Genomic DNA, 17,513 nt, shown 5'->3' with positions numbered 1-17,513 from the left:
GAGCCTATGACCAACCTGTGCCACCACTTCGGCGGGCGCAGCTCGGGAATCAGCCTGAGTGTGGCTCTGCTTCGCGCATCGGCAGGGCGAGCAGGCCGAGCGCGATGAGGCTGGTGAGGGTGACGAGCCCGATGGCGGGTCCGAATCCGGAAGCGTCGATGATGAAGCCACAGACCGCCGGACCGGCAAGCGCGCCGACGCCTAGACCCGTGTAGTAGATGCCGATCACGCCCCCCAGGTTCTCTACCCCGTACCAACTGGCGAGCACCGAGGGTGTGGCGGTGACCCACACCGCCCAGCCGATGCCGTGGGCAACAGCGCTCACGATGAGCACTGCGGGGTTCCCGTCAGACACCCACCAGATAGCGAGTGCCGCTGTCATGCAGACGAATGCTGCTCGGCACAACCGCATCGGATCGACGCGATCCCCCAGTGCACCGCAGACCAGTCGGGCGACCACGCTGGTGGCGCCTGAGATGCCGATCAGGGCGGCGGCCAAGGCCGGCGCGACGCCACGCTCGACCGCGTAATCGTTGTAGAACGCGACCGGGGCATAGAAGCCTGGCCCGATTGCTACGACTGCTGCAAAGAACAGCAGGAATCGACGCGAGCGCACCAGCGTGGTGACTCGGATGAGACCCCCAGACGGCGTTCGCACCCGGTCGCCGCGCGTGGCTGCCCAGCCGATGGCGACGAACGCTACGGCAGCCAGCACGGCGTAGGTCTGGCGCCAGCCCAGCGCGGAGATCAACGCGTGGCTTGCCAAGGGCATGACCAGCGTCCCGGCTCCGACGCCGGCGAGCAGGAAGCCCATCGCCGCAGGACGACGTCGCTCGCTGAAGCTCCGGCCGATCAGGCCGATCATCGACGGGTAGCAGAAACCGGTCGCGAGTCCGACGAGGACCCCGAAGGCGGCATAGGTTTGCCACAGCGCGTCTGAGATGGCGGTCAGCGCCAGACCAGCCGACATCGCCAGCGCCGCGACCGCGATCAGCAGCCGAGCCCCGAAGCGGTCGCCGATGCGGCCCCCGATGGCGCCGCCGGCGTAGTAGGTGCACACCGCAGTCGAGAACAGGGCGGCCACGGGTCCGGTGCTGGTGTTGAGGTCGTCCGCAATCGGCGTCAGGAACACACCGAACGAGAAGAGGATTCCGAAGGTCACGAAGTTGGCAGCGAACGCCGCTGCCGCAATCGACCACGGGTCCGACGCGTCCTCCGGTTGTCCAGGCTCGCTCAGATCCGATGCGGCAGCCACCAGCTTCCAAGCCTGCCCGGTCGAGCGGTACCCTCGCGGCTCTTCGATTCGTTGGGGCTGTAGCTCAGATGGCAAGAGCACCTGCTTTGCAAGCAGGGGGTCACGGGTTCGAGTCCCGTCAGCTCCACCACGTTGGACAAAATCAAGAACCTTTGAATTGACCTTTCTTTTGGATAGGTGAGCTTCTGGAGCGGATTGCGCTAGCTGGCGGGAATCGAATCGGCTACCCGCAACTAGCAGGCTGCTGAACTACGGATAGCAGGCGCCAGGCTGGCCATCGCCGATGAGTGAGCGCACGCTGAGCAGAGATCGCGCGCTGGTGCAGTCTGTGAACGTGACCCAGCTGGTGCCCCACGGGTCCCTGTCACCCCCTTCGCTGGCAGACGCGGGCGCGATTTGATAGGATAACACTATTTTATCTTTGATATGGTTGTGCGCGTAACCAGAAAGCACTTCGAGACTGGGGAAAGCGATGTCCCGATTCATCATCGTCTTGGCACTGGCTGTCGTCGCCTTTGGAGCGGCATCATCCACCACGTTGGCGTCGGCGTCCTTACCCGGTACTCCCCCCCCCGCCGCGGGATTATCGGCCGACGACAACTCGCCGGCCGCTGACTGCTCCCCCAACGAGGCGATCCTGGCACGGGCCGAGCGGTACCGGGCGCTGAACGACAAGCCGCCCGGATACGGGAGAAGCTGGCGGCAGGTGCTGCTCTTCCTCGGGGTCGACCATGAGTACAACGGAACGGACCCGGTCAAGCCGGTGACGCTGGCCCTCATGGACGAGCGCGTCGGCCGCTGGAGCGGCTGGAAGCAGTTCCGCGACGAGGTCGCCCGACTCCTCGACTGCGGTTGGACGCCAGGCGTTCAGGACACGTCCCAGCCGGAGACAGAACAGCCGGAGACACAGCAGGCAGAGCCACAGCAGGCGAGTTCCCTCACGTCATACACGGCGTGGGTCACGCAGACGCATGACCAGGATTACGCCAAGAGTTTCCGCTACAACGTACCCGAGGGGCAACTGACCACATTCGACGTGACGGTGCACGTGCAGTTGACGCCGGCGGATGCGTCGGTCAATGGGGTGGTCGTCCGGCTGCACGCCCCTGCGATAATTCAGCTGCGCGAGAACGCAACCTCAATAGGTGCGGGGACTACCGACACGCATATCCCAGCGTCATCCACAGCGTGGACGCACCGCGGTAGCGGCCACTATACGCGCACTGTTCCAGTGACATTCAACACCGTCGATGACAACGTGGTGACGAGTAATCACAATTTGGGGTCAATCGAGATTCTCACCATACCCTACGGTAAGCAAACCAAGCGGGGCACCCACGGCTCGGAGGTGGAGTTCTACCACGAGGAGAAAGACCGCACCTATCCGAAGATTGGCAACATCACCAACACCAGCAACACGGCAGGCACCTATGTGGTGGTGGCGGACCGTCAAGCGGATGCCAATCTCCGGGTCGTGGTCACACCCTCTGGCTCCGCCTCGGTCACCCCGCGTGGCGTACTGTGGTCTGACATTCTCAAAGACACGCCTCCCGGCACAGAGATCACCGAGCAACACAACGGAAACGCGCTGTATTTCTCGTGCACCAGCACCGAAAAGGGGTGGCTCACCCTGGACAAACACTGGAATGGCCCCCATCACATCGAGGCAGATTATTCGCACACCGTGCAGGTCTGCCCGATACCTACGAGCTACACGGCTTGGGTGACGCAGACGCCGGATCAGGATTACGCCGCGAGTTTCACCCACGAAGTTGCCGAGGGGAAGACCAAAACGTACGACGTCACGGCGCACGTGCAATTGACACCGGCGAATGCGGCGGTGGCTGGGGTGCCCATCCGGCTGCATGCCCCTGCGATCATTGGGCTGCGCCAGAACGCAGTCGCAATAGGCGCAGGAACCACCGACACGGACCTTCCAAAGTCGATCGCAGCGTGGACGCACCAAGGAAACGGGCACTACTCGCGCCCCGTTCCAGTGACATTCAACACCGTCGATGACAACGTGGTGGAGGGCAATCACCATTTGGGGTCTTACGAGATTCACACCATACCCTTCGTAAGACCCTTCGGTACGCAAACCAAGCGGGGCGCCGGCTCGAAGGTGGCGTTCCACCACCAGGAGGATGATCGCACCTATCCGAAGATTGGCAACATCACCTACACATCCACCACGGCCGGCGCCTATGCGGTGGTGACGGGCCGTGAGGCGGATGCCAAGCTCCGGGTCGTGGTCACACCCTCTGGCTCCGCCTCGGTCCAGCCGCTTGGCGAACTGTGGTCTGACATTGACCCCAACACGGCTAGCGGCACCGAGATCACCCTGCAACACAACAAAAACCCGCTGTATTTCAAGTGCCGCAGCGCCGAACCGGGGTGGCTCACGCTGAAAAAACACTGGAATGCTCCCGATCACATCGAAGAAGATTATTCGCACACTGTGAAGGTCTGCCCGGGGAAACCTCCTGCCGGCACCAAGAGGAGCGACTACCTCACGTACAAGTTCGACGCGGGCTTGAATTGCAAGGAAGTCGACCGGCTGAACAGCAGCGGCGCCGCCGGTATTTTTGGCTGGGTTGACGTCTTGAACAGCGGCCCCAGCGGAGTGTGCCACCAGGATTTGGAATATCTCTGGGAGCTGCTTGGGAACCAGTCATTCCAAGTGGCATGCACGGTCATGAGCGGTGAGGGCCAGCCCCACGGCGGGGTTATGTCTGTCACCGTCAACGGGGAGAAGCTGCTCGCTGATGACCACCCGCTTCTGCGGCAGTACAAGTCCGGGTGCTACCTCCGCTGAGGGATCCGGCGAAACGTACAAGTGCAAGCGCCGCCAGCAGCAGAGTAAAGGTGCCCAGCCAGGCCAAATCCAGGCTGGGCACCCCACCTCCGTGCTGGACTCAACGAGATACCCGCGCAACCGTACTTCCGTCATTCCCGTGTCTGCCGGAGACCTTTGCATAACCCCTCAACCGCCCCGCCTCCGAGCGGAGGCCTGCTCGTTCCCTGGCCTCTTACCGGGAGCCTGCGCGAAACCCAGTGCGAATCACATCGCATCCAAGTTGCAAGGCGCTGTCAGCGAGACTCTGCCTGCCGAAGCCTGCGCTCGCCGAGTTCCCATTCTTCGTGGACAACGCATGCCGAGAGCTTGATTTGCTTGACAGTCACCTTGGCATCCGACCTATCCAGCGAAACGCGTGCCGCCCCAGACTCCCCTTCGAACGGACAGTCAAGCGTCGGGCCGTCTGCCTCAAACGCCGAAAGAGGCAACGACTGCAACGACGCGAAGATCGCGCTCGGTATCTCGACGAGCTGATAGCAGTACGGAACGGACTGCGGATCGTCACGAAACGCTCGGAGCATCAGGATGGCATCGACCGTGGCGCAGTATTCCTCGAAGAGCTCCAACGTCCGGGTCCGGCGACTCCTAGCTGATCGGACGTCCTGGATCCACGCCGCTTCGGTGAGCTTGGAGATGTGAATCGTCGATTTCGATAGCCGTTGAGCGGCGGTTGATTTCAAAGAGAGCTTTCTTCTACGACCATCAGGAGTCTGAACCGTGGTGTCGACGAAGCGCCTTGTCGCCGACGCGGGCGGATCGATGCTCCAGCCAACTGCCTCGCAGGCATCCCGAAACGCGTTCTCGAAGCCAGTCTCCTTGAGTGCGTCCACGGCGAGCCCATGGTGCGCGGAAATGAGGAGGCCGAAGTACTCGACCCAATCAGATTCCGCCGTGATCCACGTTGGCTGAGAAGCGGAGCCCTGGGCCTGTGGAGGGTCCGAGAGCGAATCGACCATGCGTGCGACGAAGCGAACACCCATCGGCGAGAGATCGTCGATCTTGCGCCTCAGGGACTCGCTGTCGCTCATTGGGCCAGTCGTCGCTCGATGAGATCCACGAAGGCCGGGTTGAGCTCGATACCGGCCCATCTGCGATCAAGTGCTCGTGCCGCGAGCAGCGTCGTACCGGAACCCGCATAAGGGTCCAGGACCATGTCACCGGGTTTGCTGGTGATGGTGATGCACTGGTCTGCGAGCGTTAGCGGCATGACAGCTGGGTGATCTTCTACCCCGCAGTCGTCGCGCCGCCGTGGCTCGGTGTTGATGTCCCAAACCGTCCTCAGCCGACGGTCGTTCGGTCCGCGGACGGCATCGACGTCATAGAAGTAGTCCTTGTTCTTCGACAGCAAGAACAAGGACTCGTGCGCCTTGGTCGGACGGTCCCGGACCGATTCCGGATGGGCATTCGGCTTGTGCCAGATCACCTCTGAGCGCAGCCACCAACCAGCATCTTGAAGCGCGAATGCCAAGCGCCATGGAACTCCGATGAGATCCTTCGGCTTGAGCCCCTCGGGCGTTGCTGGCCGAACCCGCATCGCACGCGCCCGGTTCTTGCGGTCAGGGGCTCGGTAGCGCCGGTTACCCGAGGTGTAGCTGTCACCTACGTTGAGCCAGACGGTGCCGTCGTCGGTCAGCACCCGCCGGATCTTGTCGAACGTCACGACGATGCTCTTGACGTAGTCAGCGAGAGCGTCATCACGACCGATCTGGTCGTCGACCTCGTAGTCCCGCAGCGACCAGTACGGCGGCGATGTCACAACGGTCTGGACGCTGCGATCAGGCAGCAGGTCCAAGCCCTCTTCGGCTCTCCCGCACAAGAGAACAGATTGACCGAGATTGCGAGGCGGTTCAGTACACGGCAGATCGTACCGTCGGTGGCCTTGCAGACTTCCGGATACTTCGCGGCCCATCACAGTTGACCGTAACCGCTTCAGGCCGCCCCTTCGCGAATGCCCGTGGTCATACTCAAACAATTGTTCATCCATGCCCGGCACGGTAGACCGACGGTGTGACTGACAGTGCCCGGCCAGGGGCAGGCGGACAACCGGGGCGATCGTTGTCATGGGCACCGCGCCGTCGCTGGCTAGCGTCCAACGCCGTGGCCGCGGACCTGATCCATCGGCGAGTCCGGCTGGAAGTCCGGGAGCTGAGCGTCGGGTGGGGAACTCTGCGCACGATCGCCGATGCGTTCGAAGTCGAAGGATTCGCACCAGGGCCGGAGCCGGATGAGTCCGGTGCGCGGCGGTGCTTGTTCGACGCATATTGCGAGGCGATCGACTGGACCCATGCCGAACAGGTGGACTCAGGGTTGCGGGTCTTCGAGGAGGTTGTCTCTTGGATCGAGCCCCACAATCCGCCAATGCGACAGCACGCTCTCTTGAAGCTGCGACGCCTTCTCCACCGGGACGGCCACGAACTTGACGACCGAGGATTCATCCATCCAACCGAGAAGTCGACAGTCCCGGAGCTGCCGTTGGAGCAGCTGCGCAATCCTGCGTCGATTCGTGAGCAACTGGGCCGGCTCGATCCTTCCGACCCGGCACTGGCGATCGGTGCCTCGAAATCACTCATCGAGGCAACCAGCAAGCACGTCCTCGAAGAACTTGGCATCGAATACAACGATCGCGCAGACATGGCAGCGCTCGTCAGGGCAGTCCAGAAAGCCCTCAAAGCCCACCCTGACGAGATCGCCCCAACTGCCAAAGGGCGCGACACCATCGTGCGAGTCCTATCGAACCTCTCCCAGGTCACTGTCGGCATCGCCGAACTCCGCAATGAATACGCCCCCGACCACGGCCGCACCCGGCCCAGCACCGGTCTGGGACCGCGCCACGCTCATCTCGCAATCGGCACGGCGCAGACCTACTGCCGATTCCTACTCGAAACGCTCGAGCACCGACGAAGCGAGGAGACGAACGCCTCCTGACTCCGCGACCGCCGATATAGGAGCATCGACTCGGCGCCTATGCAGATACCGGTCGTGTCCCGAAACAGAAATCGCCGCCAGGCCCGATCGCGCCCCCGCAGAGCCAGCAGGGCCGTGGCTCCCGCCTCGTCTCAGTGCCCGCTCCTGGTCCCAGCACTGGTTAGCACGTCGAACTCGTGCAGCGCGGCCCAGCAGCTCCCATTGCGCCAACCCTGCAGCAACTTTCTCGTTCGCGCTCGGGGATAGCCCGACTGGACCCTGCTCGACACCCTCACCCCACGCTAAAACGCGAAGAGCCTCAAACCCGGGGCGATTCACCGTGGCACCGACGGCGGCACCGATGACGATGACCTCGTGGCGGCTGCTCGTCTCGCTCGTCACCTCTTCCTTCACAGGTGCTCATTGAGGAACGCAACGGTTTGGTCAAGCGCACGGCGCGCCTCGGACAGTCTGAGGATCGTGAAGAATCCGTGCAGCTCGCCGTCGTAGCGGGTCAGCGTGACCGGGTTGCCGGCTGCCTGAAGGCGCTGTGCGTAGTCCTCGGTCGCGTCCCGAGTCGGGTCGTACTCCGCAGTGATCACCAGATTCGCCCCGAGATTCGACAGGTCCGTTGCCGCGGCGGGGCTGCAGTACGGCTCAGCGCGTTGGGCCGGGTCGGACGTGTACATGTCCCAGAACCATTCGCAGTCCCCGTTGAGAAGGAGGCCCTCCGCACCTAGTTCGGGGTTGGAGACGCGCATCTCGGTGGTTCCGTACGCAGTCACCACCACCTTGGGCACTCTGAGACCTTCGTCGCGGGCGCGCAACGCCAAGGCGAACGACAGCGAGCCCCCGCACTGTCGCCGCCGACTCCGAGCCGGCTCACGGCGCCGGGAACCTCGGCGGAACCGGTCTGCAGCCAGCTCCAGACATCCACGCAGTCGTCGAGACCCGCCGGATACGGATGCGCAGGTGCGAGTCGGTAGTCGACCGAGACAATCACGATGCCGGCAGCGTTGGCGAGGTTGCGCAGGTACTCGTCGTGCATGTCGAGGTCGCCGAGCGCAAAGCCGCCTCCGTGCAGGTACATCAGCACCGGCAGGTCGGTGGCCTCGCTGGGGCGGTACACCCGCACAGTCGCCGAGCCCGCTCGCGTCGGCACCTGCACATCGAACCGCTGGAAGATCTCGGTGGTCGGTGGGAGGGCGGTCGTGCGCATCACCTCGCGCGCGGTGTGCAGCGGCATCTCGCTCAGCGCGAGTGGCATGGCCCTCTTGACGGCCTCGAGGAAAGCGACAGACTCGGGTGAAAGAGGCATGTGTACTCCTAGACCGTGTTTCGCTTCATGTCGACGATCGACCGCACCACGTCGGAGACGGCATGGCCGCTCGTTCATTTGCCGGTTCGAAACGCATGGTCACCGACTCCATGGTGCTGGGTCACCAAATGGCATTGTCGATCCTCAGTTGCAGCAGCTCGGCAGCGGGAAGGCAATCTCCGAGGCCATGGCATCACTTCGCGCCGCCCGTGCGCAGATCGACACCACCCGGCGTGGCGAACCAGCTCGCCTCATTGTGATCACTGCGTTCGGCCACGGCTATCAAACCGACGATGGCATCGCAGTAGTGCCTCTCACCGCCCTCAAGCCCTGATTCAATCCGGCTCACGCCCGTCGGGCGTCGGGTCAGCAGAGCGCGAAGCCGGCTACCGGGCGTGTGGGGCGGCGGTCGACGACCTGTGCACAGAAGGTTTGGGCCTCGTCGAGCCGACCACTGCGGATGTAGGCGGCGAGCAGTGTGTTGGTCACCAGGTCGCGCTGGGCCCGGCTGCCGCCGATACGGACGACTTGAGGGATCAGCGGCTCGAGGATGTCTATGACCGCCGACCACTTCTCGTCGACGAATGCGGCATAAGCCCGAGCCAGTGTCGCCCCGGTCGTCTCTGCGGGCAGGCGGCTGGCCTCGCCGAGCTCTTGCAGCAGCGCGATGGTCGTCTGCAGCTGCTCGGTTTCGCCCAGTGCGGCGTAGAGGAGGCCGACGTGGGCATCGACAAACACGATGGGCTGGGGGAAGTTTGTCTCGTAGAACTCGCGCACCAACTCCCACGAGTCTCGGTTGCGCGGGTTGCCCGCCAGCTCAGTGCGCCACATGAACGACGAGGAATCGGAGAACACGGTGATTGGCGGGCTGGTCGTCGTGCCGGGCAGGCAATTCTGGCTGAAGGCCTCCCACGCGGCGTCGGAGCGTTCGACTGCCAGCAATGCCAGCGCGTAGTGCCACCAGATGTGGCAGTGCAGGACGCTCGCCCGGTCGGAGGCAGGGAGCCACCCGTCGAGGAAATCGACCGCCTCGTCGTCGTCACCGGCTTCGAAGAACGCATGGATCAGTGTGTGGGCGCCATGGGGATTGGTCGGTCGTTGTGCCAGCGAACGCTCGGCCAGCTCTCGGCCCTGGTCCCAGCGGCCGGTCTCGATGAGCGCGAACGCATGCACGGTCGCGAACCACCAGTCGTCTCCGTAGTGGGTGGCGAGCGGTTCGAGGAATGCGAGCAGCTCGGATTCCCTGCCGATGCGGCCGCTGAAGCCGATGGCGCCGAACACGCCGCACGCGGGGGACAGGGCGAACGCGTCGCGGGGATGCTCGGCGACGTGCTGCCCGATGAGGTCGAGCGCTTCGGCGACCTTGCTGGCCACGAGCAGGCGAACGATCTCCACGTGCTGGCGTTCCCGTGCTGTGGCCCCGGCGCTCAGCCGGACGGCGGTTTCCACAGCGGCGCGAGCTTCGGCGGGCCGCACGTAGAGCTGATGGTGGCGGGCCATGGCGGCATGAGGAAGGGCGAACCCCGGGTCGGCGTCGATCGCCGTCGCCAGGCACTCTTCGACCCCGGAATCGGCGGCGAGCATCCGATCGATGCCCTCGACATAGGCCTCACGGGCGGCGACGGACGAGGTGCTGAGCTTGAGGCCGTAGCGGTCCTTCATGGGTTCCGCCTCCTGAGTCCCCGATCTTTGGCAATCCTTGGGGATTGCGTCAGACCATCACCAGCGACCAGACGAGAGGTAACCCGGAACCGAGTTCGGTCCATTGGGCATCTTCGGATACCTGCCACACCTCGCCGGTGTCTGTGCCGACCAGGACGCCGCCGACGTTTGCGGGATCGGCGATGAGACCGTGAAAATTGACGGGTGACGGCGAATGGGCCTCGTCGCAGAGCGACCGCCACGACTGGCCATGGTCGTCCGACCGGTACAGGGCTGCGTTGGCCCCGCCGTCGTCTTTGTAATGGGAGAACGCCGTGGGGGCGCTGGCGACGGTGACGCTGTAGGGGTCGCGGCAGTCGATGCACAGCGGGCGCGAGTAGCGCGGCACGACGCCCTTCCAGGCGTAGTCCCATGTCTCGCCGTAGTCGTCGGAACGGAACACGCCGGCGTTGCCCTCGAGTTCCTCGGCGACACCGTCGAAGCGGCCGTAGCCGGTGCTGACGAACAGCACACCGGGCTCGGCTGGGTGGGCGAACATCATGTGGATGTCGGGATTGCCGCCGGGCAGATCGACCGACCAGCTCGCGCCGCCGTCGGTGCTGCGGGCCACCCCGCCGACTTCGACGCCGACCCAGATGCGGTCAGGATCGTGCTCGTCGATGACCAGGGCACGGGCACGTCCTGGTTGGGGAGGTTCGACGGGCACGCACCACCGTTCGGCCTCGGGAAGGGCTGCGAACGAGGTGATCTCCGACCAGGTCTCTCCCTGGTCGTCGCTGCGGAACAAGCCAGCGGGCTCGGTGCTGGCGTAGAGCCGCCCGCCCGGCGCAGCACGGATCTGCCAGACGTCACGGCCTTCAAGCTGCGGTCCCGACCAGGTGCGGCCCCCGTCTTCGCTGGTGTGCAGTCCTGCAGCCGATCCCGCGAGCACACGACCGTCGAGGTTCACGAGGTCGCGGACATGGCGAGCGTCGAGCGTCTGTGTGGACCCAGTGCCGTCGACGACGAAGACGCCTCTGGTGGTACCCGCAAGCAGCTGACCGTTCATGGGTTCACCCTAGATCGCGCGCGGAAACCACGAGTTCGAGCAGGGTCAGCTCGTCCAGACCCCATCTGGTTGGCGTCAGCCGCCGCGCCGGCGTCGGCGTGGGCGCCGCCCGACCAAGCGTTCGTCGAGGGCTGTCTTCGGGTTGAGGACTACCTCGACGGACGGCGGCGGTTCATCGCCTGCGAGCACCGAGACAATCCGCTCGGTGTGCGCTGGCGTGCTGCCGCAGCAGCTGCCGATCACATCGACGCCCGCTATGTGCGCGCGGTGTGCGTGCGCGGCGAGCAACTCGGGTGTGCCGTCGTAGACCAGTCCGTCGCCGTGCCAGTGGGGCACGCCTGCGTTTGGTTTGGACACCGTCAGCGTGCCGCTGCCGACGTTGGCAATGACGATGACAGCCGCCTCGGTGTCGGGCACGTTGTTGCCGCAGTTGGCGCCGAGGGCAGCGAGCTCCAGCGCTCCCAGCCGTTCAACGAGTTCCCTGCCGGTCACGCCCATCATCGTGCGGCCGGCAGTGTCGAAGCTCATGGTGGCGGCGATTGGCAGGTCGCACGCTGAGCGTGCCCCTCGAACGGCAGCCTCGATCTCGTCGAGCGCGCTCATCGTCTCGATCCACAGCAGATCGGCGCCACCGGCGGCTAGCGCGGCGGCTTGCTCGGCGAATGCGGTTTCGCACGCACCCACTTCCATGGTGCCGAGCGGTGCGAGCAGCTCGCCGGTGGGCCCCATGGATCCGGCCACAAGCACTGGCCGCCCTGACCGCTGCGTCTCCGCGTCGGCTTCGAGCCGGCCGATCTGCGCGGCAGCTTGATTCAGCTCACCTACCCGGTGTTCGAAGCCGTGAAGCGACTGGCGGAAGCAGTTGCCGCCGAAGCTGTTGGTCACAATCAGGTCTGCGCCCGCCTGCAGGTAGCCCCGGTGGATGGCGCGTATCTCGTCGGGGTGGCTGAGATTCCATTCCTCCGGCGACCAGCCCGCCGACAGCCCGGCGGCGAACAGCTGTGTGCCCATCGCGCCGTCGGCCACGACGTAGCCCTTGGACATCACCAGGTCGCGCAGTGTGGCTGTCATCAATGAGGCCCTTCATCGGCCGGTTGGCGGTTGCGCAGCCGTCCTATGAGTCTTGGCCGGCACAGCCAACGTACCGAGGCCGCGTTTCGCTGCAAAACGATTTTCTCGCAGCCGCGCCTCCTTCCGTCGTCACCCGCGTGCACATCGTGCAAGCATTCCGTCCAGAGGCTGAGCCGCTAGGCGAAGCCGGGGCCCGAGCGGCCCGTGAGCGAAGCGAACAAGAGCGGAAGGCAACAGGCGGCACGATGCGGAGGTGTACCCCTCCGCGTTGCATCAAGACCTGAAGGGGGCTGGCCATGGACGAGGTGACCTACGAAGTCGACGGGCATGTGGCGACGATCACGTTGAATCGGCCGGACAAGCTCAATGCAATGACCGATGAGATGTACCAAGCGATCGGTGCGGCGCTGCTCGCATCAGACTCCGACCCCGCGGTGCGGTGCACGATCGTCACCGGTACCGGTCGGGCATTCACCTCCGGACACGATCTCGGCGAGTTCGCGGACCGAGAAGCCTGGATGCCGTGGCGACCTGATCGGTTCGACATCGGGCTGGAAACCGCGAAGCCGACGATCGCGGCCATCCAGGGCTATTGCCTGGCTGGCGGACTCGAACTGGCGCTGTTCTGCGACATCCGGATCTGTGACGACACCGCCCAATTCGGCTGCCCGGAAGTGCGCTGGGCGATCCTGCACGGTTACGGCGCATTGCGATTGCCGGGATTGATCGGCTCGTCGGATGCGATGCGGTTGCTGCTGACCGGTTCGTTCATCAATGCCGCCGAGGCGTTGCGCGTCGGGCTCGTCAGCGAGATGACTGCGCCGCAAGACCTGCGGGCAACCGCCCAGGGCATCGCTGATCAGATCGCCGCGAACGGCCCCGCCGCCATTCGCATGACCAAGGAACTGGCGCTGCGGGGCCGCGAGATGTCCTTGCCCGACGGCCTGCGCCTGTACCAGGAGTACACCCGGTCGGCCTTCAGCTCCCCCGACGCGAAAGAGGGTCTGCGGGCCTTCGCCGAACGCCGCGACCCGAACTACGGCGCCTGACCTCCGGCTGAGGTACCCGTTGCTCGGCGGTATCTGCCGCCGACTGGGATAGTCACCCTTGGTTACGCCGTTATCAGCATCTCGGCTGGCAATGTCGTTGGCTACTCCTGTCGCCGTTGCTGGGCAGGGTCAGTTGTCGCACTGCTCCACTGCGTCCAGGGTGCGCGCCGTTCGATCCCAGCGGGTGTTCTTGAGCCAGTTGGAGACTGTCTGTGCCAGATCCGCCGACATCGGCGTGAGGCCCGTGTCCTCGCCCAACGCGGCCAGCACCCGGTTCCAGCGTTTGATGCCCGCGGCCGCCTTGGTGGTGTCGAGGGCGTCGCGCCAGCCGGTGACCTCGGCCACCGTGATGGCGTCGGCCGGCAGCTTGCAGACCGACGGCGGGTCATCGTTGTCGGACACCGCCGCAGTGGCCGCGCTGGCCGACGAGGACACGGTGTAGCCCGTGCCGGTGTTGACCGTGGCCGTGACCGAACCGTCAGCCTCGTCCACGCTGTCGTCGCTGGTGGCGACGGTCAGGGTGTAGGTCCCGCTGGTCGGGATGGTGACGGTCTGCGCTCCGATAGTGGCGCCGTAGTCGCCGCTTTGGGAGACGTTCACGCTGACCGTCAGGTCGGCCGCCGGAGCTGGGCTGGCGCTGATCGTGAAGCTGGCAGCGCTGCCTTCGGTGACGTCGCCATCGCTGGCGATGCTGATCTCAGGCGTGGGCGGCGTGGCCGCAGGTGTGGCCGGTGGTGGATCATCGCACTGGTCCAAGGCTGACAGGGTGCGAGCGGTGCGATCCCAGCGGGTGTTCTTGAGCCAATTGGAAACAGCCCGCGCCTGCGTCACCGTCATCGGTGTTTCGCCGGTCTCCACGCCCAGCGCGGCCAGGACGCGGTCCCAGCGCTTGATGCCCGCGGCGGCTTTGGTGGTGTCGAGGGCGTCGCGCCAGCCGGTCACCTCGGCCACCGAGATGGCGTCCGACGGCAGATTGCAGGCTTGCGCCGCCGGTGCAGGCGTCGCTGCGGCGGCAGTGGTGACCGCGATCACCGAACTCGACTTATTCGTGGCCACGTTGCCGTTGACCACTGCCATGATCTGCGCCGAGTACTCCGTCTCCGCATCCAGGCCGGTCACCGTGTAGGTCGTACCCGCCACCGGGACGCCGGTCACGGCGTTCTCGTCCTGCCAGTAGCGCACCTCGTAGCTGTCAACGCCGTTGGCTGCTGACCACCCCAGGGTGAACCCGTCGGGGGAGACGTCGGACACGCTGACCGCGCTCACCCGGTCGTCGAGGCTGTCGCCGCCGCCGCTGCCCGTGGTCAGGGCGTCGCGCACCTCGCCTTGCGGCGACGCTTCGGAGCTTTGCGGTCGCAACGGGGGACCAATCACCGGAATGTCGTCGTCGTGGTCTACCAGCTGAATCCCGTCGGACACCACGATGGCCTGGCGATCGAAGAACGTGTAGTTCTCCCCGAGAGTGCGCACGACGATGGCGCTGTACTGATCCACACCACCATGGATGGTGTACTCGTGCGGCTTGGTGAGGTTGGGATTGGCCTGAGATACCGTGCTGGGTATACCCAGCGTGCGGTCGTCGTTACTGTCCTTGCCCTTGAGGAAAACCTCAATGGCGTAATCCACCGGACGGGTGAAGTACAACGCGTGACTGACTGTGTTGTCCGAGGCGTAGCGCTTGATCAGCCGGATGTTCAGGTTGTCGTCGTCGCCGTGACGGAGCAGGAAGGTATTGCGGTTCTCGTTCACGGTCACACCTGCATCCGTTTCCTCCAAGGACAAGGTCGCCGTCGCTGTGGCCTGCACCTCGGCGATGTTGTCGTCCTTGGCGTCGAGGTAGATGTAACCCATGGTGCCGCCCACCGGGATCGGCTCTACGGCGATGTCGATGTCCTGTTCCGGAGTGAAGTGACCGGTGTCCGACGGGTCGGGCCAGGTGAGTTTCGGCGTCAGCTCGGTGTAAACCGGACGCGATGCCCGCACCGCCAGCTTGATCCGACCGTTCTGGCTTTCCGGCAGGTTGACCGCGCTGGTACTGACCAGCCCCACGGTGATCGGCTGCTCGTTGTCAATCACCCTGATCGGATACTCATAGACGGCGCCGTCGTAGTTCTTGTCGTGCGATCTGAGGGCGATCCGCAGCGTCACGTCGTCGGTGGGCACGGTGGCGATGTCCTCCGTGGCCTCGATGACAATCTGCGCGCCGTGCAACGTGGCGCTTTGCGTGTTGTAGTTGTAGATGAAGTCCACCCGCCAAGGGCAGGGTGCGCGGCAGTATCCGCTTTGCATCGGCAGCATGTGGCTGGCGCCGGAAGTGATCGAAGCAGTGTGGCCGCCGGAGCTAATCGACGCCGTCGCTGTGACCTCGTCGGTTGGCGCCTCTGTTAGACCGAAGAAGAAGGTTGAGCTGCTGCCCTCGCCGATGGTGAAGACACCGTTGTCGTCAGCGATGGGGCCATCCAGTCCCCCGCGCAGGCGCAGACCCGTCGCTTCCTGGTCGTTGTCCCGCAGGGTGATGACGGCTTCGCCGCTACTCGTGCCTGTGGGACTGCCGGAGCCGGCCACCACTACGGTCAGTTTCACCTTCACTACATCGTCGACGGTGTCGTTGTCTTCCCGGGCGATCAGCTCAAAGTCGGCGAATAGCGGCGTGTCCTGCGCCGGAGTGACGGCGTTGGGGTTGAATTTCACGGAGGTGCCTTCGGAGGTGCCTTCGTAGGACACCGTGGGGTGGTTGGTCAACAGTTTGACATCGAAATCCTTGCCCCGAGCGCCGCCGGTGAAGGCAAAGTTGATCCTGGCGCTGTCGCCGTCGGTCAACGGTCCCGCCGCGCCCCGCACGGAGTCGAGGTTGACGCGGAACCGTGCCTTGTCGCTGGAGCTGCCCTCGGTTGCGATGTTGTCAAGGGCGCTGATCGAGGCGTGAACATCGCGGTCGTTGTCGTTGATGGTGATGGTTGCGGTCGTGTGAGTCCCGGCAACCCAGCCATTGCCTTCGCTATCGCCATTGAGGTCCGGCAGGGCGTCCATGTCGATGGCGACCGTGAGGGTTTCATCGCCCTCCTTGTGCTTGTCATCGATTAAGTGGATGTCAAAACTCACGCCAGCACTAGAACTGCTTGCCAGATCTACAATTTGCGGACCAGGCTCATGGTAGTCCGCGCCTTCCGTTGCGGTGCCGGCAGTGAAGGTCAGCGGCAGCTCGAATTCCGGCGTGGCGACTCTGGAAAAATTGACAACCGGCTGAACAAGGCCCCCATTCTCGGGGCCGCTGAAAGCATTTTTCGAAAAGCCGATTACGGGTGCGGGAGGGTTATCGTCGTCTATGAGATAGATGTGATTGCGCCCGCTGACCCTGAAGGAACCCTGGGCCTCACCGAGGGTCTGCACAAATATATTGCTGATGCCACCGTTACTGCCTACAAACCAAGCGATTTGCCGATTGCTGGTGTTGCTATCGTCAACGGCGGTCAGCTCGAGCTTGGCTTCTCGTACGCCGGCGCCGGTCATGGTCACAATCGGGTTCTGCGCGGTGGCGGTAACCCCGTTGACAGTCCCGCTGGTGGATAGGGTGACGCCAGTGTTGTCGGCGCCCGGCTTCTTCTGGAGGGTCCAGTCGACGCCTTGTCTTCCATCAGAATTACGTCTGGTCCCAGTCTTGAACGCGATGGTTTGACCCGCTTTCAGCGGCCCCCGGAGTCGGTACGTGATGTCGGTCTTGCCGCCGTTCTCCGGAATAATGCTTTTGCCAATAGACAGAGTCACATGGGTGCCGTCTTTGTCGGTCACCGTGCCGGTGGCGGCGTCGGTAGCGCCCACGGTGTAGCCGGTCCCGGGTCGCAGCGTCACGGTGACGGCACCGTTCGGCTCGTCATTATTGTCGTCGACGGTTTTGACCGTGAAGGTTCCGGTCTCGCTGCCGGCGTAGATGACGGCTCGTTTGGAGCCCCGCTCGGAGGCGTTGAGGTAGGTCTGGCCCTGGCTGGTGTCCTCGGTGACCTGGACGTTCACGGTGAGGTCGCGGTCCAGCGTGGGATCGCTGGCGGTGATGGTGAAGGTCAGCGTCTTGCCCTCGGCCACGCTGGGAGTGGTAGCGGCGATTTTGAGATCCGGCAGCGCGGTTTGCGCGGCGGCGTCCGGCGGCGGGTCAACCACCAACAGCGCGGCGGCCGCCGTGATCACCAGGGCCAGGACCAGGCCGAAGCGTTTCGGATACAGCCGCCAATTGATCCTGCCTTCAGGACCCGCAGTCAGTGTGTGTGGCGGGGGGGGGGGGTAGATGAGCGTAGAAAATTCCGCATATTATTCATCTTTACCACAACCGCCGATTCGGAATATTGCAACCGGTG

General features: G+C 64.4%; 11 protein-coding genes, 1 tRNA gene and 1 pseudogene. 5 read left to right on the top strand and 8 right to left on the bottom strand.

Going from position 1 to position 17,513, the window contains the following annotated elements; all coding sequences use genetic code 11:
- Positions 1-49: 49 nt before the first annotated feature.
- Positions 50-1,255, bottom strand: coding sequence for an MFS transporter (locus tag ACOOF5_RS06270; RefSeq protein WP_420437676.1), 1,206 nt, complete (start codon positions 1,253-1,255; stop codon positions 50-52).
- A 53-nt stretch (positions 1,256-1,308) separates the two neighbouring features.
- Between ACOOF5_RS06270 and ACOOF5_RS06265 the strand changes: the two genes are divergently transcribed.
- Together ACOOF5_RS06265 and ACOOF5_RS06260 are read left to right on the top strand one after the other, a co-directional pair.
- Positions 1,309-1,385 (top strand) — tRNA-Ala (locus tag ACOOF5_RS06265).
- A 342-nt stretch (positions 1,386-1,727) separates the two neighbouring features.
- Positions 1,728-4,070 carry a hypothetical protein gene (locus ACOOF5_RS06260; RefSeq protein ID WP_420437675.1) on the top strand — a complete coding sequence of 781 codons (2,343 nt, stop codon included), beginning with the start codon at positions 1,728-1,730 and terminating at the stop codon, positions 4,068-4,070.
- A 275-nt stretch (positions 4,071-4,345) separates the two neighbouring features.
- Here ACOOF5_RS06260 and ACOOF5_RS06255 read toward each other — a convergent pair whose 3' ends face one another.
- Positions 4,346-5,068 (bottom strand): hypothetical protein, encoded by a 723-nt coding sequence (locus ACOOF5_RS06255; RefSeq protein ID WP_420437674.1) that lies wholly within the window; start codon positions 5,066-5,068, stop codon positions 4,346-4,348.
- A 68-nt stretch (positions 5,069-5,136) separates the two neighbouring features.
- Complete coding sequence (locus ACOOF5_RS06250; RefSeq protein ID WP_420437673.1) at positions 5,137-5,928, bottom strand: DNA-methyltransferase; 792 nt, start codon at positions 5,926-5,928, stop codon at positions 5,137-5,139.
- Positions 5,929-6,209: 281 nt separating this feature from the next.
- Here ACOOF5_RS06250 and ACOOF5_RS06245 point away from each other — a divergent pair, with 281 nt between their 5' ends.
- Positions 6,210-7,037, top strand: coding sequence for an abortive infection family protein (locus tag ACOOF5_RS06245; protein ID WP_420437672.1), 828 nt, complete (start codon positions 6,210-6,212; stop codon positions 7,035-7,037).
- Between the two features lie 389 nt (positions 7,038-7,426).
- Here ACOOF5_RS06245 and ACOOF5_RS06240 read toward each other — a convergent pair.
- Positions 7,427-8,235, bottom strand: a pseudogene (locus ACOOF5_RS06240) (alpha/beta hydrolase).
- Positions 8,236-8,521: 286 nt separating this feature from the next.
- Between ACOOF5_RS06240 and ACOOF5_RS06235 the strand changes: the two are divergent.
- Positions 8,522-8,668, top strand: a complete 147-nt coding sequence (locus tag ACOOF5_RS06235; protein WP_420437671.1) for a NagC family transcriptional regulator — start codon at positions 8,522-8,524, stop codon at positions 8,666-8,668.
- Positions 8,669-8,700: 32 nt separating this feature from the next.
- Here the strand turns inward: ACOOF5_RS06235 and ACOOF5_RS06230 are convergent, their stop codons facing one another.
- The 3 genes from ACOOF5_RS06230 to ACOOF5_RS06220 all read right to left on the bottom strand — a co-directional run bounded on the left by ACOOF5_RS06230 (position 8,701) and on the right by ACOOF5_RS06220 (position 12,115).
- Positions 8,701-9,996: a tetratricopeptide repeat protein gene (locus tag ACOOF5_RS06230; RefSeq protein WP_420437670.1), complete on the bottom strand. Its 1,296-nt coding sequence runs from the start codon at positions 9,994-9,996 to the stop codon at positions 8,701-8,703.
- A 49-nt stretch (positions 9,997-10,045) separates the two neighbouring features.
- Positions 10,046-11,044, bottom strand: coding sequence for a WD40/YVTN/BNR-like repeat-containing protein (locus ACOOF5_RS06225; protein ID WP_420437669.1), 999 nt, complete (start codon positions 11,042-11,044; stop codon positions 10,046-10,048).
- Between the two features lie 75 nt (positions 11,045-11,119).
- On the bottom strand, positions 11,120-12,115 hold the full coding sequence (locus tag ACOOF5_RS06220; RefSeq protein ID WP_420437668.1) for a homocysteine S-methyltransferase family protein: 996 nt from the start codon (positions 12,113-12,115) through the stop codon (positions 11,120-11,122).
- A gap of 296 nt (positions 12,116-12,411) precedes the next feature.
- On the opposite strand from ACOOF5_RS06220, the gene ACOOF5_RS06215 reads away from it, so the two are divergent.
- Positions 12,412-13,164 (top strand): enoyl-CoA hydratase/isomerase family protein, encoded by a 753-nt coding sequence (locus tag ACOOF5_RS06215; protein WP_420437666.1) that lies wholly within the window; start codon positions 12,412-12,414, stop codon positions 13,162-13,164.
- A gap of 129 nt (positions 13,165-13,293) precedes the next feature.
- Here the strand turns inward: ACOOF5_RS06215 and ACOOF5_RS06210 are convergent, their stop codons facing one another.
- Entirely contained in the window at positions 13,294-17,346 is a 4,053-nt protein-coding gene (locus ACOOF5_RS06210) for a fibronectin type III domain-containing protein (protein WP_420437664.1), read from the bottom strand.
- Between the last annotated feature and the right edge of the window lie 167 nt (positions 17,347-17,513).

The sequence above is a fragment of the Candidatus Poriferisodalis sp. genome, from assembly GCF_965214215.1.
In the GTDB taxonomy this organism is placed as follows: Bacteria; Actinomycetota; Acidimicrobiia; order Acidimicrobiales; family Poriferisodalaceae; genus Poriferisodalis.
This window is presented reverse-complemented; position numbering and strand designations above follow the sequence as displayed.